Below are 17,614 nucleotides of genomic sequence, written 5' to 3' on the forward strand. Positions count from 1 at the left end.
CAACGGGAGGGGACGGGCCGGAGCGGGTGGGTGTCCGGACGTAAAGCGAAGCAGTCCGGACACCCACCCGCGGAGGCCCGTCACCGCACCCGACAACACACCGCCCGCCGCAGGCCCAACGGCGAGCAACACCCACGGCGGGAAAGACAAAAACGTGGGAAGACATCAGATCCGCTCCAGGCTGCGCCCCGTGGTGCGCGGGCCGAGCAGTGCCACGTTCAGGCACAGCAGCAGCATCAGTCCCGCCGAGCCGGTGAACACCGCGGCCGGGCCGAGGTCGCTCAGCACGTTCAGTGCGACGAACGGCAGGACGACCGAGGTGAGCCGGGACAGCGAGTAGGCGATGCCGATCGCGCTGCTGCGCAGACCGGTCGGGAAGATCTCGGTCTGGTAGACGTGGAAGGCGTTGGAGAAGACGTTGCTGCACACCGTCAGCAGAACGCCGAAGGTGACGACGGCCCAGGTGGCGGCGGCGAAGCCGAAGGCCAGACCGCAGCCGGCGATGCCGAGCGCCGAGGCGATGATCAGCGTCCGGCGCTCGATCCGGTCGATGAGGGGGATGGACAGCGCGGAGCCGATCGGATAGCCGCAGAAGCTCAGCGCCGCGTACAGCAGCGACTCGGTGACGGTGTGCCCCTTCGCGGTGAGCACCACCGGCGCCAGCGACCCGAAGCCGTAGTAGCCGACGGTCTGCAGCACCTGGAAGAGCCACCACATGACGGTCCGCCGCCGGTAGCAGCCCCGGAACATCGCGCCCAGCGGCACCTTGCGTTCCGGGACGGTCTCCGTCTCGGGTACCGACGGCAGGCTGCCGCCGCTCTCCCGGGCCACCCGCTCCTCCAGCCCCGCCACGATCCGTTCGGCCTCCGCACCGCGCCCCTGCACCAGCAACCACCGTGGTGATTCGGGGAGTTGGCGGCGCATCAGCTGAAGGAACGCGGCGCCCAGCGCACCGGCGACCAGCAGCCAGCGCCAGCCCTCGATGCCCAGCAGCCGGTGCGCCGCCACCAGCCGGGCCCCGAGCAGCGCGGCGACCGGCACGCCGACGAAACCGACGGTGTACGCCCAGGCGAGGTAGCGCCCGCGCACCGCCCGGGGCAGGAACTCGGCGAGATAGGTGTCCACCAGCACGAGTTCGGCGCCGAGCCAGAGCCCGGCCAGAAAGCGCAGCGGAAGCAGCCAGGACAGATCCGGGGCGCCGGCGCTCAGCAGCGAGAAGAGCGCGTACCCGGCCAGGTTGACCAGGAACATCCGGCGTCGTCCGAAGCGGTCGGCGAGCACCGACAGCACATTCGCGCCGACGAACATCCCGAGGAAGCCTGCCGCGATCACCCAGGATTTCGCGGTGGGCCCCAGATGCCACTGCGCGGCGAGCACCGCGGCCAGCACCCCGCCCAGAAAGATCTCGTAGAGGTCGAAGAAGGCGCCGATGCCGACGACGAGGGTGAGGCGGCGGTGCCACCGGGACGGCGGCAGCCGGTCCAGCCGCGCGGCCGCCCGGTGACCGATGGGGGTGCCCCCGCGCCGTTCCGGCGTGGGGGAGGCGGTGTCCGTCATGGCGCTCCTCCCCTGAGCAGGTCCCGGCGCACCGCACGGAGCCAGGTCCGCACCGTGTGGCCGGGCGTACGGCCAGGACCGTACTCCGCCAAGATCAGCAAGCGGAAGACCGCGGGGCGGCCCCGCCCCGGAGGGGTGGTGTGACCCGCGGGGCGGCACGCCCACCGGGCCCCGTGGTTACCATGCCGGGGTCAACCGAACGGTCCGGGAGGGGCTCCGCGTGACGGCGAAGCAGGACGCGCCACGGCTGTCCGATCTCATGCCGTGGTCCGTGGCGCCGCTGCGGCTCGGCCGTTCCTGGGTGCGCGCGCCGGATCCGGCGACCCTGCGCGCCCGCTGGACGGCGCTGGTGGAGGCCGGCGACCCGGCGGCCCGCGAACGGCTGTTCCGGCCGTCCCGGGCCCGCACCCTGCACTCCGCCGTCGGCCAGCTGCCGGGCCAGGCCACCCCGACCGGGCGGCTGCACCGCGCGAGCGGACCCTGCCCCGAGCCGGTACGGATCCTGCACGGCCCGTTCGACCAGCAGTGGCTGCTGCCCGACCACCGGCTGATCGACGGGGCGCGGCCGGAGCTGTGGCGGGTGGCGGACGAGCGGCAGCTGTTCGTGGTCGAGTGGGGCCAGGTACCGCAACTGGCCGGCCCTCCCGTGGTGTGCTCCACGCTGCTGCCCGACGGGCGCGCCCCGGCCGGCCGCCCCGGCCGGATCCGTCCGTTCTACCGGCGGCCCGGCGGCCGGGAACCCAACCTCGCCCCCGGCCTGCTCACCCTGCTCGGCCGGCGCCTGGACCGCCCGGTGCGCCCCACCGACCTGCTCGCCTGGCTCGCCGCGAGCGCCCGGCACTCCCCCGAAGGCTGCGCGGTGCCGCTCACCGCCGACCCGGAGATCTGGGAGCGCGGTGTCGCGCTCGGCGGGCGGCTGCTGTGGCTGTGGACCCGTGGCGCCCACGTCGACGGGACCCCGGGCGGGCACGGCGGCGAGCGGCCCCGGATGCCCGGCGGCCGCCGCCCGTACGTACGTTCCGCACTCCCCGCCCGCGGGCTGCCCCCGTCCCTGGGCTACGACCCCGAGGAGGAGGCGCTGCTGCTCGGCGACGGCCGGATCTCCCCGGTGCCCGCGGGCGCCTGGGACTTCCACGCGGGCGGGGTGCGCGTGCTGGAGGCGTGGTTCGCCGCGCGCACCGGCACGTCGGCGGACGAGCCCGAGCCCGGTTCGCTGGCGGCGCTGCGCCCCGCGCACTGGCTCCAGGAGTGGACCTCGGAGCTGCTGGAGCTGCTCACCGTACTGGCGCTGCTGTCCGAACTCCGGCCGCAGTGTACGGAGTTGCAGCAGGCCACGGACGACGGCCCGCAGCTGGCGGCATACGAACTGCGGGCGGCCGGCATCCTGCCGGCGCCGGTCTTCGCGCACCGTCCGGCCTCCGTGCTCGACCATCACGAGGAGGGCCCGGAGGGTCAGTTCGCGCTGCTGTGAGCGCGGCGCCGCCCGGGGCGCTCAACAAGAAACCACCCGTCGCAACGCAACGGGTGGTGGGGAGTCCTGCGCCGGCCGGGTGGGGACGGGGCCGGCGAAGAGAGCGGCTCACGGCATCGTCGGGGCGAGGATTCCCGCCCCGACGAGCACACCGACACGCTGCCGGCGCCCTGGGTCTGACGAGCGATCGGACCGCAGTGCCGCGCCGGGACGGTGTGATCGCCCGAGATGCCGCTTCAGAAGCGGATCAGCCGTGCCCGCCGAACAGCGAGCGCCGCAGCCTGCGCAGCGGCGCGAACAGCGACACCCTGGCGCCGCGGCTGTTCCTCGAACGCGCACGATCACGCGCGGTGAGCTCCTGCATCAGCGAGGTCGCGCCCTCCACCTCACGGTGCGGGACGGCGGGACCCCCCAGCACGGCGAAATGGCGGTCGAGGCGCGCGCTGGACGCACTACTCCCGCAGTTGATGGCAGGGACTCGCGCCCTGCTACGCACTGTTATCTGTTCCATGACTCTCCCCACCCTACGAGGGCACCCGGCCCGGGCAGGGTAACCCTATCTCTCTCGGAGGACACGCGTGCAGACCGGTCAACGGATTCACCTGCCTCGCTTTGACGTTGACGCACACCATACGGAATGTCACCTACACGGCGCGGACCAGGGCGAGTTGAGCAACCACCGGACACCCCGGCGGGGGCCCGGGGGCGCCTGACGGGGCGCCGGGGCGCACAAGGAGAGACCGGGATCTCACTGCCCCTCCCCGGCGCCCGGCATACGGGTCGTCACGCAGCGGAGGCGAACACCGGGAGATAGCCGCCGGACTGGCCGGCGGCGGTCGGGTGGTAGGACTCCTCGACGGGGAAGGTCACGCTGTGCAACCAGGCGCTGCCGGAGCACAGCTCATGTCCGGAAAACGTGGCATTGACATCGGCGAACGAGAAGCCGTGGTCGGCGGCCCGCTTGGCGGTGACGCCGTTGATGTCGTCGGCCGCGGCGTTGATCGCGGCACGGGACCTCTCGGAGAGACCGGCGATACAGACGCCGTTGAGCTTGTAGAAGTGCGGATAGCCCAGGACGACCACACGGGCAGCCGGCGCCTTCTGGGAGATGGCGCTGTACACCCCGTCGAGCCGGCCGGGCAGGGTGCTGTCGATGTAGGTCCTGGCCTGGGCGACCCGGGCCAGACAGGCGCTCTCGCCCTGGAGCGCACAGGTCGTCATGGTGTCGGCGAAACCGGCGTCATTGCCGCCGATGGTGATGCTCACCAGCCCGGTGGAGCTGCTGAGCGGCCCGAGCTGACTGCTGAGAACATCACCCGTTCGGGCGCCGGAACAGGCGGTGAAGCGGAACGAGGAGGGGGAGTGCGCGGCGGCCCAGAGGGCCGGGTAGGACTTGGCGCTGCGCTTGCAGGAGCCGCTGGCACTGTCGTAGCTGCCGGCCCCGACGCCGGAGGAGTAGGAGTCGCCGAGGGCCACATAGCCGGTGGCGGTGGGGAGTTGGGCGGACGCGGCGGCGCTCGCGCCGGTGAGCGCGAGCGCCGAGGTGACGAAGAAGGCGGACGTCAAGGCCGCGAATCGGGACAGTTTCATGGAACCTCCCTTAGCAGGAGCTCTGCCACATCCGTCGTAGCAAGACTCACGGGTAGCCGGAAGTGTCCATGCCAAAACTCATCGGCAGTTCGCGGCAAATCTGCCGATCCGAGGGGATGTTCACCGCCATATCGCCGCTTCGCCGCCCGCTGCCCGACACGTCCATGACCACCCCGATGGCGCACCGCGGAGACCGCGGAGGCTCCCGCGTGCGCGGCCGCCGCCCAGTGGCGCAAGGAACGGCCCGTCAGTCCTCGGTGGCGGTACGGCGGTGGGCCAGGCCGGGCACCATGAAGGCGGTCGCTGCGATGGTCACCGCCACCAGCGCGATCACCAGCATCGGACGGGTCCCCAGACCGAGCAGTGCGGCTCCCAGGAGACCGCCGACGAACATCGCGCCGACCGAGGCCAGCCGGCGGCCCGCGAGGTGCCTGCCGTACCCCAGCCGCCTGTCGTGCCCCACCGGTGATCCGCTGACCAGTGCCGTCATCGCCCGGGTCTCCACGGTGGTGGTGAGGTCGGGCGCGGACACCCGCATGGCGGTGACGTTGCGCATGCCCATCGCCATCGCCATCAGAGCGATGACGGCATAGCGGCGGCCGGGCGGCAGCCCCCGGCCCGGCCCCGACTGCCAGGCCGCCGCGGCGGCAGCGGCCAGCACCCCCGCCTCCACGATCAGCGCAACCGGGAACCACGGGCGCCGGAGGCGGGCCAGCCCCGACTCCACCCGGGCCCCGAGCGCCGCGCCCAGCACGAAGGCCCCGATCGACACCACCGTCGCCGTCACGGGCACACCGCCCTGCCCGGCGATACCGAAGCCGAGGAAGAGCAGATTGCCGGTCTGGGTGGCGGTGAAGACATGACCGAGCGCCAGAAAGCTGACGGCGTCGAGCACCCCGGTGACCACGGTCAGACACACCATGATCAACGTCAGGGCGATTCCGCTCGGCGGCTCCACGGACGCGGCTCCTTCCGGCGGTCACTCACCTCGCGGCACGTCCCCCCAGTCTCCGGAGGGCCCGCCCGCGGTCCCGCCATTGCGCCGTCTGTGGGCGACTCACCGGCACCGCACCGCCGCCCGGTCGCACCGTTTCCCGGCCCGGTCTTCGTGAGGGCCGCTGTTCACCTTCTTCACCGCGCAGGGGGGACGAGGCGATAAAGGCGGGTACAACCCTCGCCATTCCAGCGGCCCTTGGCATCGTCGAAGAATCCCTGAATCCCTTAATCTCTGTATCCCTGAATCCCTGTATCCCTAGCCTGCATTCCGGACCGAAAGTGCGGCGGACGCGGCAGCGGGGAGAAGGGACCTGCCCTGACGTTCCCCGTCACGACGTCGCACGATGCGCAGATCGGCCGGTGAACCACCCGGTACACCCGGCTTTCCGAGTAACAGTTCTGTTCTGGTACCGGGAAAACGCCGGGATAATCCGTGTGCATGCGGGGCCACCGTGACCGATCATGGCGGGATGTGTGCCGATCACGTCCAGCCGTCCGCCACCGAGGAGTCCCTTCCGCTCCGGCTGACCATGGACGACAGCGATTCGCCCGCCGATGTCGTCGATGCGCTCTTTCTGGGACGGTTCGCCAAGGGGGAACAGCCCTACGCCCGGAGCCGGTCCGTGGACCGGGTGCGATCCGGGCTGACGCTGCTGCCGCCGGGCGCCCGGATCCTGCGCGCGGCGCGGGACGACGACCGCAGCGCCACGCTCGCCGAGGGCGACGGCTACACCGTGCTGGTCTCCCGCTGGAACCGCGGCGCCGATGTGTCGGTCACCGCCGTCACCGACGAACAGGCCGAGAAGGTGCTGGCGCAGGCCGTGGACGGCGCCGAGGACGAGCCGGCCCCGCAGCCGGAGAACGTGCCCATGGGCTTTTGGTACTTCTCCCCGCGCCGCGGACCGCACCGCACCTCCCGGCAGATCTCGGCCGGCACCTGGGAGGAGATCCGCCCCAACTACACCGCGCCGGTGGCCGAGGCGATGGACCGGCTGATGAAAGTGGCGCCCGAGGAGATCGCCGGCCGGCTGCTGTTGCTGCACGGCCCGCCCGGTACCGGCAAGACCTCCGCGCTGCGCACCCTGGCCCGCTCCTGGCGGGACTGGTGCCAGGTGGACTGCGTACTGGACCCGGAGCGGCTGTTCAACGACGTCGGCTATCTGATGGACATCGCGATCGGCGAGGACGACAGCACCGGCAAGGGCCGCTGGCGGCTGCTGCTCCTGGAGGACTGCGACGAGCTGATCCGCGGCGAGGCCAAGCACGCCGCGGGGCAGGCGATGTCGCGGCTGCTCAATCTGACCGACGGACTGCTGGGCCAGGGCCGTAACGTCCTGGTCGGCGTGACGACCAATGAGGACCTGGAGCGGATGCACCCGGCGGTGATCCGTCCCGGCCGCTGTCTGGCCCGGATCGAGGTCGGCCCGCTGAGCCGCGCGGAAGCGGTGCGCTGGCTCGGCACGGATCAGGGCATCGGACGCGAGGGCGCCTCGCTGGCCGAGCTGTATGCGCTGCGCCGCGGCATCCGTCCGGCGTCGGTCCCGGCCCAGGACGCGGGGGCCGACGCGGGGCTCTACCTCTGAGGCCGCGCCGCCACCGCGGCGGGCGGCCCGGTCACTTGCGGCGTTCCGGCCCACCGTCTGCCGCCCGCGCACAACAATGCGTGCATGGACGATGACTGGAAGCGACAGATCGAGCGGCTGCACGCGGGCTTGGTCCGGCGCGACGATCCGGCCGAGTGGGTGACCGAGGCCGACGCCGTGCAGGCCTCCTACCGCTATCCGCATCTCATGCTCCGTGGACCGGTCTTCGGTCTCGCCGCCCAGGACCCGGGCACCTCTGCGGACTGGCGGCTGGTGCGGCCCGCGACGAGCGGCACGCCCCAGGAGGCCCGGGACAGCCTGAATTCCCTGCTGTGGTTCCGGGCCAAGGACGACACCGACGACCCCGGCGTCCGGCGGGAACTGCTGGCCGCGGTGGCGGTGCTGGAGCGCGAGCCGGTCGACGAGCTCACGGTCCTCGGTGTGCGCTACCGCGTGGTGCGCGGTGAGGAGTTCGCGCGCAGCGGCGAGCGCGGCCTGGAGCCGCCGCGCCCCACCGACCCGGAACCCGCCGACCGGTCATGGGACGGCCGGCACGACACACCGTCGCCGGACCTCGGCTTCGCCCTCGTCCCCGGCCGGGAGGACGGCCTGATGGCCGGCGCCATGAGGCTGGCCCTGCGGGGGTTCGCCTATACCGGCGCGCGGTTCCCCCCGGACGTGCGCAAGGACTCCGCCCGGGCGCGCACGTCCCATCCGGAGGTCGTCCTCCTTCCCGTCGGCTTCGGCGTGGTGGAACGCAGCGGCCCGGGATGGCAGCCGCAGGGGGCCCTGATGGCGACCCCGCACGAGGCGCGGCGGCAGCTCTTCGACGGACTGACCGAATTCTGGCCGCTGCTCCACAAGTTCGGCGACCGGGAACGGGACCAGTACGCGCGGGCCGCCGAGGAGTTCAAGGCCGCGGGCCGCGCCGACGAAGTGCGGGTGGCCGACACGCTGTACCGGATCTGCCGTATCGAACGGATGGTCAGATGCGGCCCCGACGGCCCGGAGCCGCCCCGCCCCTCGGACCTGGACGACTACGGGCCGACGAAGATGCATCCGACGATGGACGAGGACGGCACCCTCCACCACGGCGAGTGAGGCGGCCGCGGACCGGTCTCCCCGCCGCGGCCGACGCGGCAGCCGTCCACCGCCCAGCCGCGGCAGCCGTCCGCGTCCCCTCCCCCTCTGCTCCCCCTCTACAGCCAGCCGTGGAACCTGCGGACGTACCAGGTCTTCACCCACTGGGTGAGCGCGCAGTAGGAGAACAGGACGGCGATCAGCCAGGGGAAGTAGCTCATCGGCAGCGCCACCATGCCGAGCCCGGCGGCGAGCGGCGAGAAGGGCAGGAACAGCCCGGTGGCCATCGCGAGGCCCGTCATCACCATCACCGGCCAGGACGCGCGGGACTGGAGGAAGGGGATCTTGCGGGTACGGATCATATGGATGATCAGGGTCTGCGACAGCAGGCCCTCGATGAACCAGCCGGACTGGAAGAGCGCCTGATGGGCCTCGTTGTCGGCGCCGAAGACGTTCCACATGATCAGGAACATGGCGATATCGAAGACCGAGCTGATCGGTCCGATGGTGACCATGAACCGGCCGATGCCCCTCGCGTCCCAGTTCCGCGGCCTGCGCAGGTACTCGGGGTCCATCCGGTCCCACGGGGTGGCCAGCTGGGAGATGTCGTAGACCAGGTTCTGGATGAGCAGGTGGATCGCCAGCATCGGCGGGAAGGGGATGAACGCGGAGGCGACCAGGACGGAGAAGACGTTCCCGAAGTTCGAACTGGCCGTCATCTTCAGGTACTTGATGGTGTTGCCGAAGGTGGTCCGCCCCTGGGAGACGCCGTCCCCGAGGACGGTGAGGTTCTTCTCCAGCAGGATGATGTCCGCGGACTCCTTGGCGATGTCCACCGCGGTGTCCACCGAGATGCCGACATCGGCGTCGCGCAACGCGGCGGCGTCGTTGACACCGTCGCCCAGGAAGCCGACCGTCCGCCCGTCGGCCTGCAACGCCCGTACGAGACGGGCCTTCTGGACGGGGGTGACCTTGGCGAACACCGTGGTACGGGCGGCCAGTTCGCGCAACTCCGCGTCGGGGAGCCCGTCGAGGTCGGGTCCGGTCACCACGTCGCCCACGGTGAGGCCGACGTCCGCGCAGACCCGGGCGGCGACGAGTGGGTGGTCGCCGGTGATCACCTTGACCTCGATGCCCTGGTCCGCCAGACCCCGCAGGGCAGTCGCGGCGTCCGCCTTGGGCGGGTCGAGGAAGGCCAGGAAGCCGATCAGTACGAGCCGGTCCTCGTCCGCGACGCCGTAGATGTCGCGCGGTTCGTCCATGGTCCGGGTGGCGACGGCCAGCACCCGCAGCCCCTGCTGGTGGTGCTCCTCGGCGATCCGGCTGACGTGCCAGCGCAGTTGGCCGGTCAGGGCGACCTGCTCGCCGCGGTCCCTGACGTGGGTGCACAGGTCCAGGACGTCCTCGACCGCACCCTTGGTGATCAGGATGTGCTCGGGGCGGCTCTCCGCGCCCGCCAGGGTGTTGCGGCGGAGGACGACCGACATCCGCCGGCGGGCGAAGTCGAAGGGGATCTCGTCGACCGGCTCGAAGCGGGCGTCGACGACAACCTCCTCGGCCTCGTGCATGCGGTCGATGACGGCCTGGTCCAGCAGGTTGCGCAGCCCGGTCTGGAAGTGCGAGTTGAGGTAGGCGTACTCCAGGACCTCGGTGTCCTCCCTGCCGTGGACGTCCAGAGAGCGGTCCAGGACGACGCGGTCCTCGGTGAGGGTGCCGGTCTTGTCCGTACAGAGCACGTCCATGGCGCCCAGGTTCTGGATCGCGTTGAGCCGCTTGACGACGACCTTGCGGCGGGACATCGCCACCGCGCCCCGGGCGAGGTTGGCGGAGACGACCATCGGCAGCATCTCGGGCGTGAGCCCGACCGCGACCGCGACGCCGAACTCGAAGGCGCCCTTCCAGTCGCCCTTGGTCAGCCCGTTGACGGCGAACACGGCGGGGACCATGACCAGCATGAAGCGGATCAGCAGGAAGCTGACCCTGCGGACGCCGTGGTCGAAGTTGGTCTGCGGGCGGTCGCCGACCAACGATCCGGCCATCGAGCCGAAGTAGGTGTCCACGCCGGTCGCCACCACTACACCGGTGGCGGTGCCGGAGGTCACCGAGGTGCCCATCAGGCAGAGGTTGCCGGCCTCCACCGGGTCCGCCGTGGCGCGCTGCCCCCGGTCGTCGCCGCGGATGTCGTCCTTGGCGACCGGCAGCGACTCCCCCGACAGCGCCGCCTGCCCGACCATGAGGTCCTTGGCGGCGATCAGGCGCAGATCGGCGGGGACGAGGTCGCCCGCGGCGAGCTTGACGAGGTCGCCGGGGACCACCTGGTCCATCGGCACCTCAAGGGTGGTGGGCAGCGACGACCGGCCGGCCCGGCGCTGGACCGCACAGGTCGTGGTCACCAGCTCGCCGAGGGCGTCGGCGGCGCGTCCGGAGCGGAATTCCTGCCAGAAACGCAGCAGTCCGCTGATCCCCACCATGACGGAGAGGATCACGACGCCCGGATCCTCGGGGTCCTGCACGTACATGACGGCGGCGAGCAGCACCAGGACGGCGATGAAGGGGTTCGCAAAGGCCTTCGCCAGCTGAATCCCCCAGCTCGGCGCCTTTTCATGGGCGACCGTATTGGGGCCGAAGCGCTCCTGGCGTTCGGTGACATCGGAATACTTCAGGCCGTTGTGCCGGGCGTGCAGATCCTGCAGGACCTGCGCGGCGGGACGCGCGCTGACCTGGGCGAGCTTTTCGCCGACGACACGGGTACGGGCCTCCCATTCGGCGGCTTTTCTCGCACGGCGGCCGCGCGGGCCGCGGCCGGGCGGAGCGAGCTTCTCCGGGGCGAGCAGGGTCATGGTGAATTCCCCTTTCCGTGCGGGACGGCATGGCGGAACCGCGCCGTCGTACGGAGTGGTGAAAGGAAGCGGGCGGGCGGCAATGGCCTCTCCCGCGGTACAGAAAAGGTGAGTATTTTGCGTGCGGCCGTGGCGCACGTGGATCAGGACGCGGCAGAGCGCCGCGCACCGCGGACCACCGGCCCGGCGGCGATCAGGAGCCGCTCAGCCAACCGGCAGCGGTCAGCCAACCGGCAGAGTGCGGTGAAGACTTCGATCGGGAGACACCCCGATCACCTCCTCCACTCGCATGGGCACGCCCCGGACCGACGATCCCGCCGAAGGGACCACTGACAGCACCGCTAACGGCACCGCTAACGGCACCCGACGGAACGTAACACGCCATTCCGGGGAATTGGAAATCTGAAGCTGTCTTCAGGAATTTCAGCTTTTGTTCAGGGTCATTGCCGGAGGATCGGTGTCATTACCGGGGGGAGGCGATTCTTGTGCCGGCGGGGGTGCATGTCTGTCGGCCGGTAGCGCCCCGCGAATTCACGGAATTCTTCCGCAGTGGGGCGGCAGGGGGGCGGCGCATTCCCTGTGCCACCGAGGTCGGGGCCGGGGCCCCAGCATCGGCTCACCGCCGGCACCCGGCCCCCGGCACCCGCACCCGGCACCGCCGACGGGTCCGCCGCCCCACCCCACTCCACCATCCCGCCCAAATCACTCCATAACGGATATGTCATCCTTGCCGGTATGCGCATTCTGGTGGTCGAGGACGAGGAAGGGCTGGCCGACAGCCTGCGCCGGGGGCTGTCGATCGAGGGGCACTGGGTCGATGTCACCCACGACGGTCACCGCGGCCTCGACCTCGCCCGTATCCGCGACTACGACGCCCTCGTCCTGGACGTGATGCTCCCCGGCCTGAACGGCTACGAGGTGTGCCGCCGGCTGCGGAACACGGGCGACACCACCCCCATTCTCATGCTGACCGCCAAGGACGGTGAGCACGACGAAGCCGAGGGCCTCGACTCGGGCGCCGACGACTACCTCGCGAAGCCCTTCTCGTTCGTCGTGCTGCTGGCGCGGCTGCGGGCGCTGAGCCGTCGTGCGCAGCAAGTGCAGTCCACCACCCTGCAGGCGGGCGATCTCGTCGTCGACACGGTCGCCCGCCGTTGCCGACGGGCGGAGACGGAGATCGAGCTCACCGCCCGTGAACTCGCCGTCCTGGCCTGTGTGATGGCGGGCGACGGCGACACGGTCGCCAAGCTGCACATCCTGCACGACGTATGGGACTCCCCGCTGGACATGGATCCCAACATCGTCGAGGTCTACATCAGTTCGCTGCGCAAGAAGGTCGACGTCCCCTTCGGGCGGCGGGCCATCCGTACGGTGCGTGGCCTCGGGTACCGGATCGCTCCCGATGGCGGCTGACCGGCTGCGCGCGCTGCTGCGGTCACTGCCGCGGCCACGCAGCGTACGGGCGCGGGCGGCGACCGCCGCCGCCCTGGTCATGGCCATGGTCCTGGCCGTAGGCGGTGCCTGGCTGTACGTGACGCTGACCGACAACCTCCTGGACAACACCCAGGACCGCACCGAACTGGCCGCCCGCAAGGTGGCCGGCACCACCGGGGCGCTCCCCCGTCATCTGCCGCAGCCGGCCGGCGGAGTCGATGCCGTCGTCGTCCTGGGGCCCCAGGGGCAGCCACTCGCGGGCACCGGCCCGGACCCGGCCGCCGGCGGCGCCGCCGAGCTCGCCGGCTTCCGGCCGGCCCCGGGCAAGGAGACGAGCAGCAAGGTCCTGCCCACGACGGCGGCATCCGGCCAGCGCAGTCTGGCGGTCGTCGTGCGCGATGAGTCGACGCAGGGCACCCGGTACGTCTATGCGCTCACCGCGCTGGCCGACCTCAACGACGCCACCCGCGCGCTGGGCGTGACCCTGCTGGTGGGCGGTCCGCTGCTGATGGCGCTGGCCGCCGTCATCGCCTGGGCGGTGACCGGGCTCGCGCTGCGCCCCGTGGAGGCCATCCGTGCCGAGCTCGCCTCCGTGACGGCGAGCGCACTCGACCGGAGGGTGCCCGACCCCAAGGGGAAGGACGAGATCACGCTCCTGGCCCGTACGGTCAACCGCACCCTCGACCGCCTGGAGCAAGCCGTCTCGCGGCAACGGCAGTTCACCGCCGACGCCTCCCACGAGCTGCGCAATCCGATCGCCGCGCTACGGACCGAACTGGAGGTGGCGCTGCTCGCCACCCAGGCGCCGGAGTCGGCCGCCCCGGAACGACAGACGCCGGAGTCGGCCGGCTCGGTGCGAAAGGCGCTGGATGCCGCGGTGCGCCTCCAGCGGATCGCCGACGATCTGCTGCTGCTCGCACGGCTCGACACCCAGCCGGCGCCGGCCGCGGACCCCGCCGATCTGGCCCTGCTGTGCGCGGAGGAGATCGCCCGGCGACGCGGTCCCCGGGTGCCGCTGGTGCTGGACGCGACGGCCCCCGTGCCCGTACGGGGCGATGCCGTGCAGTTGGAACGCCTGCTGGCCAACCTCGTCGACAACGCCCTGCGGCACGCGGCCGGCGAGGTCCGGCTCAGCGCCGCCGTCGAACCCGCAACCGGGCAGGCGGTGCTGCGGGTCGCCGACGACGGGCCGGGCATCCCGCCCGAGGCCGCGGAGCAGGTCTTCGAGCGCTTCGCCCGGCTGCATGCCGCGCGCCACCGCCGAAGCGGCGGCACCGGACTGGGCCTGGCCATCGCGCGGGACATCGCACGGGCCCACGGGGGCAGTCTGCGGGTGGAACCCAGTGCGCGCGGCGCCCTCCTGGTGGCCTGCTTCCCGGTCCGCGGAGTCTGAAGACGCCGTCAGGAACCTCAGCGTTCCTTCAGCCGGCCTTTCCGACAATCGGGACTCGCCCTTACGCGCCCGTGGCCCTCGTCCGCCGAGAGCCGCCGGGACGAGACCGACAGGACGCCCGTATGCACCACCGTCGTCACGCTTCCCCCGGGCCGGCCGGGACCGACGCCACCCGCACCCGCCGCCGGCGGCGCAGGCGGGCCCGGACCCGCCGGCTCGTGCTCGCGTTCCTCGCCCTGCTGTTGCTGGCGATCGGTTTCGGCGGCTGGTACGTGTACCGCGACGTCTTCGGCCGCATGGGCAGCTCCCGTGCCCTGGACGGCGCGGCCCCCAGGTCCACCGGCGGAGCGACGAACATCCTGCTCATGGGGCTGGACAGCCGCAAGGACCAGAACGGCGAGGACCTCCCGCCGGCGGTACTGGACAAACTCCACGCCGGGAGCTCGGACATCGGCGGCTACAACACCAACACCCTGATCCTGCTGCACGTACCGGCCGACGGCGGCAGGGCCACCGCGTTCTCGATACCGCGCGACGATCTGGTCGACCTCCCCGGCTTCCCCCAGGACAAGATCAAGAAGGCGTACGGTCTGGCCAAGGCTCACCGCGAGAGTCTCCTCGCCGGACAGGGCACTTCGGACCACCGCGCCCTGGAACAGGCCGGACGGGAGGCGGGACGACGGGCAACGCTCACGACCGTCTCGCGGTTCCTGGATGTGCCGATCGACCATTTCGCCGAAGTGAACCTCGCCGGCTTCTACCACCTGGCCGATTCCCTGGGGGGCGTACCGGTCTGCCTCAAGCATCCGGTCAAGGACCGCTACTCCGGGGCCGATTTCCCCGCGGGCCGCCAGACGCTCGACGGTTCCCGGTCCCTCGCCTTCGTCCGGCAGCGCCACGGCCTGCCGCGCGGGGACCTGGACCGCACCCGCAGGCAACAGGCGTTCCTCGCCTCGGCCCTGCACAAGCTCGACAGCGCCGAGACCTTCACGGACCCGGCACGGCTGCTGCGGCTGCTCGACGTCGCCAAACAGGACGTGGTCATCGACGAGGGCTGGGACCTGCCCGCCTTCCTCAAGCAGGCGAAGAACCTCTCGGGCGGCAACGTCGAATTCTCGACCCTGCCGATCGCCGGATTCGCCAAACACCACGGCGAAGACGTGAATCTGGTCGACCCCGGAACGCTCAGGAAGCTCGTGCGGGACCGCATGGGCCCCGAAGCCGACCGCAAGGACGACGACACGGGGGCGGACAAGGGGGCGGACACGGGGGCGGAGCGCCCTGCCGGGCCGCCGGCGGCCGGTCGCTCCGCCGCTCCCCCGTCCGGTGCGACGCCCCGGCGGGAGACCATCGAGGGAGGCGGCGTCCCGTGCGTGGACTGACCTTCCCGGCGCCGCGGGCCGCCGCCCCCGACGGCCCGGAACGGCCCCCGAGAGGCAGCCTCGCGCGCAGGCAGGAAGCACTGCTGCTGGTGTTCGTCGTAGTCATCGTGCTCTACGGCTATATCGCCGCGGGCATGGCGACCGGGGGCGCCGTACCGGACGAAGCCCCCGAGTTCGCGCTCACGATGTGCTGCCTCGCCTTCACCCCGCATCTCCCGGTGCGCCGCTTCGCCCCGTACGCGGACCCGCTGATCCTGCCGCTGGCGACGCTGCTCACCGGACTGGGGCTGGTCCTCCTCCACCGCCTCGACCACGCCTACCGCACGCCGCCCGCCGGCGGGCAGCAACTCCTGTGGACCGTCATCGGCGTGGCCGCCTGCCTGCTGACGCTGGCCCTGCTCAAGGACTACCGGCAGCTTCAGCGCTACATCTACGTCACCATGGCCGCTGCCCTCGTGCTGCTGATCGCCCCGGCCCTCTACGCCGGCGACACGTACGGCGCCAAGCGCTGGGTGTATCTGGGGCCGGTGTCCTTTCAGCCGGGCGAGTTCGTGAAGGTCATGATCGCCGTCTTCTTCGCCGGATACCTGGTGAGCCACCGCGATGCCCTGGCGCTGACCGGCCGGCGGGCCCTGGGCATGCGGCTGCCGCCCGGCCGGCAACTCGGCCCGATCGTCGCCGTCTGGAGCGCGAGCCTGCTGGTGCTGGTCCTGGAGCGTGACCTGGGAACGTCGCTGATCTTCTTCGGCCTGTTCATCGTGATGCTCTACGTCGCGACGGGCCGCGGCAGTTGGGTGGTGTGCGGCGCGCTCATGGCCGTGGTCGGCGCGACCGTCGTCGGCTCCACCGAACCCCATGTGAAGGGCCGGATCGAGGCCTGGCTCCACCCGTTCGACATCTTCCTTCCCGTCGACCGGCGCCCACCGGGCCTGATCTCCGACCAGGCCGCACAGGCCCTGTTCGGCTTCGGCTCCGGCGGCATGACCGGCACCGGTCTCGGCCAGGGGCACCCCGAACTGATCGGCTTCGCCGGCCGTTCGGACTTCATCCTCACCGCCGTCGGGGAGGAACTCGGCCTCGCCGGCATGATGGCGGTGCTCCTCCTCTACGCCCTGCTGGCCGAACGGGGCCTGCGCGCGGCGCTCGTCTCGCGGGATCCCTTCGGCAAGCTGCTCGCGCTGGGGTTGGCCTCGGCGCTGGCCCTTCAGGTCTTCGTCGTCACCGCCGGCGTGACGGGCCTGATGCCGCTCACGGGCAAGGCGCTGCCCTTCCTCGCCCAGGGCGGATCGTCGATGATCGCCAACTGGCTGCTCATCGCCCTGCTGCTCAAGGTCAGCGATCACGCCCAACGGCCCGGCGACGCACCGCCCCACGACGACGAACAAGCCACCCGCCCCGCCATCTAGGCACCGTCCACGGCACCTGGAGCGACCTGCCACGCGCACTCCACATCCATTGTCGCGCGGCTGTAGCGGGCCGCAAATTTCACGGCGGTAACCAGGAGTGCCGTTGTTCTGTCTGTGGGGAGCTGGGCCAGATCGGTGCTCTGACCTGCACCGTTGGCCTTGATGGAGGCTGCGTCGCAGGACGTGTGCGGTGCGCCGGTCGTCATCTCCGCCGCACCGGTCACCGCGGTTGCCGCTGCCGCCACCGGGGTCATGCTGGAAACAACGGGAGCCCCTTCGCATTCCGCAGGAGGCAGCGGACCAAAAGAGAGCCCTCACCTCACGACCGATCACAACCGATCACAACCGAGAAGGCAATCATGGGACTACACGGCGGACAGGTGACGGTCTTTCCGAGCTGGGTCGCCCAGAAAACCGTCATCGACATACGGTGGGACGACACGAAGCTGTCGGAGTCTCCGCCGAAAGACAAGTGGTGGGGAGATCTCGCCCTTCTCGGCAGAACCGGCAGCAACGAGGGGGAATGGGAGTGGAAGGCAGCCGAGCAGAGACTCGGCTTGTGGGTGCCCGTCCCAGAAGGCGGCGACGGCTACCGACGTCTGATCGCCACACTCAACCAGTTCACCTTCCCGCTGACCAACGGAATGGCGGGCACGGGCAGTCTGCAGCCCGGTCTTGCACCGGCTACCGGAGACCTGACTCTGACGTGGCAAGGTGACGCACACTGATCACTCGACGCCCGCAACGAACAGCCCGCGGGCGAGCAGCCCCCTCGGGGTGGTCCCGGACTGGTCCCTCGCGGCCACACAGTGCCGGGTGAAGCAGTCGGACACGCCCCGTCCGAGCGCACGTGACCAAGCACCCCCACCAGCCCTCCCCCCC

Annotated in this window: 13 protein-coding genes; 8 read left to right on the plus strand and 5 right to left on the minus strand. The window is 71.3% G+C overall.

Features of this window, described 5'->3' with window-relative positions; all coding sequences use genetic code 11:
* Nucleotides 1-165: 165 nt before the first annotated feature.
* Nucleotides 166-1,557, minus strand: a complete 1,392-nt coding sequence (locus EST54_RS28935; protein ID WP_129250668.1) for an MFS transporter — start codon at nt 1,555-1,557, stop codon at nt 166-168.
* Between the two features lie 220 nt (nt 1,558-1,777).
* Here EST54_RS28935 and EST54_RS28940 point away from each other — a divergent pair, with 220 nt between their 5' ends.
* Nucleotides 1,778-3,028: a type ISP restriction/modification enzyme gene (locus EST54_RS28940; protein ID WP_129250669.1), complete on the plus strand. Its 1,251-nt coding sequence runs from the start codon at nt 1,778-1,780 to the stop codon at nt 3,026-3,028.
* A 247-nt stretch (nt 3,029-3,275) separates the two neighbouring features.
* On the opposite strand, the gene EST54_RS28945 is transcribed toward EST54_RS28940, so the two are convergent.
* From EST54_RS28945 to EST54_RS28955, 3 genes are all read right to left on the minus strand, one after another.
* Nucleotides 3,276-3,539 (minus strand): hypothetical protein, encoded by a 264-nt coding sequence (locus EST54_RS28945; RefSeq protein WP_129250670.1) that lies wholly within the window; start codon nt 3,537-3,539, stop codon nt 3,276-3,278.
* Between the two features lie 272 nt (nt 3,540-3,811).
* Nucleotides 3,812-4,618: an SGNH/GDSL hydrolase family protein gene (locus tag EST54_RS28950; RefSeq protein WP_129250671.1), complete on the minus strand. Its 807-nt coding sequence runs from the start codon at nt 4,616-4,618 to the stop codon at nt 3,812-3,814.
* A 247-nt stretch (nt 4,619-4,865) separates the two neighbouring features.
* Entirely contained in the window at nt 4,866-5,576 is a 711-nt protein-coding gene (locus EST54_RS28955; RefSeq protein WP_129250672.1) for a YoaK family protein, read from the minus strand.
* Nucleotides 5,577-6,084: 508 nt separating this feature from the next.
* Between EST54_RS28955 and EST54_RS28960 the strand changes: the two genes are divergently transcribed.
* Complete coding sequence (locus tag EST54_RS28960) at nt 6,085-7,197, plus strand: DUF5925 domain-containing protein (protein ID WP_129250673.1); 1,113 nt, start codon at nt 6,085-6,087, stop codon at nt 7,195-7,197.
* A gap of 84 nt (nt 7,198-7,281) precedes the next feature.
* On the plus strand, nt 7,282-8,298 hold the full coding sequence (locus EST54_RS28965) for a DUF5954 family protein (RefSeq protein ID WP_129250674.1): 1,017 nt from the start codon (nt 7,282-7,284) through the stop codon (nt 8,296-8,298).
* A 98-nt stretch (nt 8,299-8,396) separates the two neighbouring features.
* On the opposite strand, the gene mgtA is transcribed toward EST54_RS28965, so the two are convergent.
* Entirely contained in the window at nt 8,397-11,117 is a 2,721-nt protein-coding gene (gene mgtA / locus EST54_RS28970; RefSeq protein WP_129250675.1) for a magnesium-translocating P-type ATPase, read from the minus strand.
* A gap of 735 nt (nt 11,118-11,852) precedes the next feature.
* Here mgtA and EST54_RS28975 point away from each other — a divergent pair.
* The 5 genes from EST54_RS28975 (at nt 11,853) to EST54_RS28995 (ending at nt 17,460) form a co-directional block, all read left to right on the plus strand.
* Nucleotides 11,853-12,530, plus strand: coding sequence for a response regulator transcription factor (locus tag EST54_RS28975; RefSeq protein ID WP_129250676.1), 678 nt, complete (start codon nt 11,853-11,855; stop codon nt 12,528-12,530).
* Complete coding sequence (locus tag EST54_RS28980) at nt 12,520-13,944, plus strand: sensor histidine kinase (RefSeq protein WP_129250677.1); 1,425 nt, start codon at nt 12,520-12,522, stop codon at nt 13,942-13,944. Before EST54_RS28975 ends, EST54_RS28980 begins: the two co-directional genes overlap by 11 nt.
* Before the next feature lie 122 nt (nt 13,945-14,066).
* Nucleotides 14,067-15,326, plus strand: a complete 1,260-nt coding sequence (locus tag EST54_RS28985; RefSeq protein WP_129250678.1) for an LCP family protein — start codon at nt 14,067-14,069, stop codon at nt 15,324-15,326.
* Nucleotides 15,314-16,732 carry an FtsW/RodA/SpoVE family cell cycle protein gene (locus EST54_RS28990; RefSeq protein WP_372448088.1) on the plus strand — a complete coding sequence of 473 codons (1,419 nt, stop codon included), beginning with the start codon at nt 15,314-15,316 and terminating at the stop codon, nt 16,730-16,732. The genes EST54_RS28985 and EST54_RS28990 overlap by 13 nt, the downstream gene beginning before the upstream one ends.
* 359 nt (nt 16,733-17,091) lie before the next feature.
* Nucleotides 17,092-17,460: a hypothetical protein gene (locus EST54_RS28995; RefSeq protein WP_129250679.1), complete on the plus strand. Its 369-nt coding sequence runs from the start codon at nt 17,092-17,094 to the stop codon at nt 17,458-17,460.
* Nucleotides 17,461-17,614 lie beyond the last annotated feature (154 nt).

Source organism: Streptomyces sioyaensis (assembly GCF_004122735.1).
In the GTDB taxonomy this organism is placed as follows: Bacteria; Actinomycetota; Actinomycetes; order Streptomycetales; family Streptomycetaceae; genus Streptomyces; species Streptomyces sioyaensis.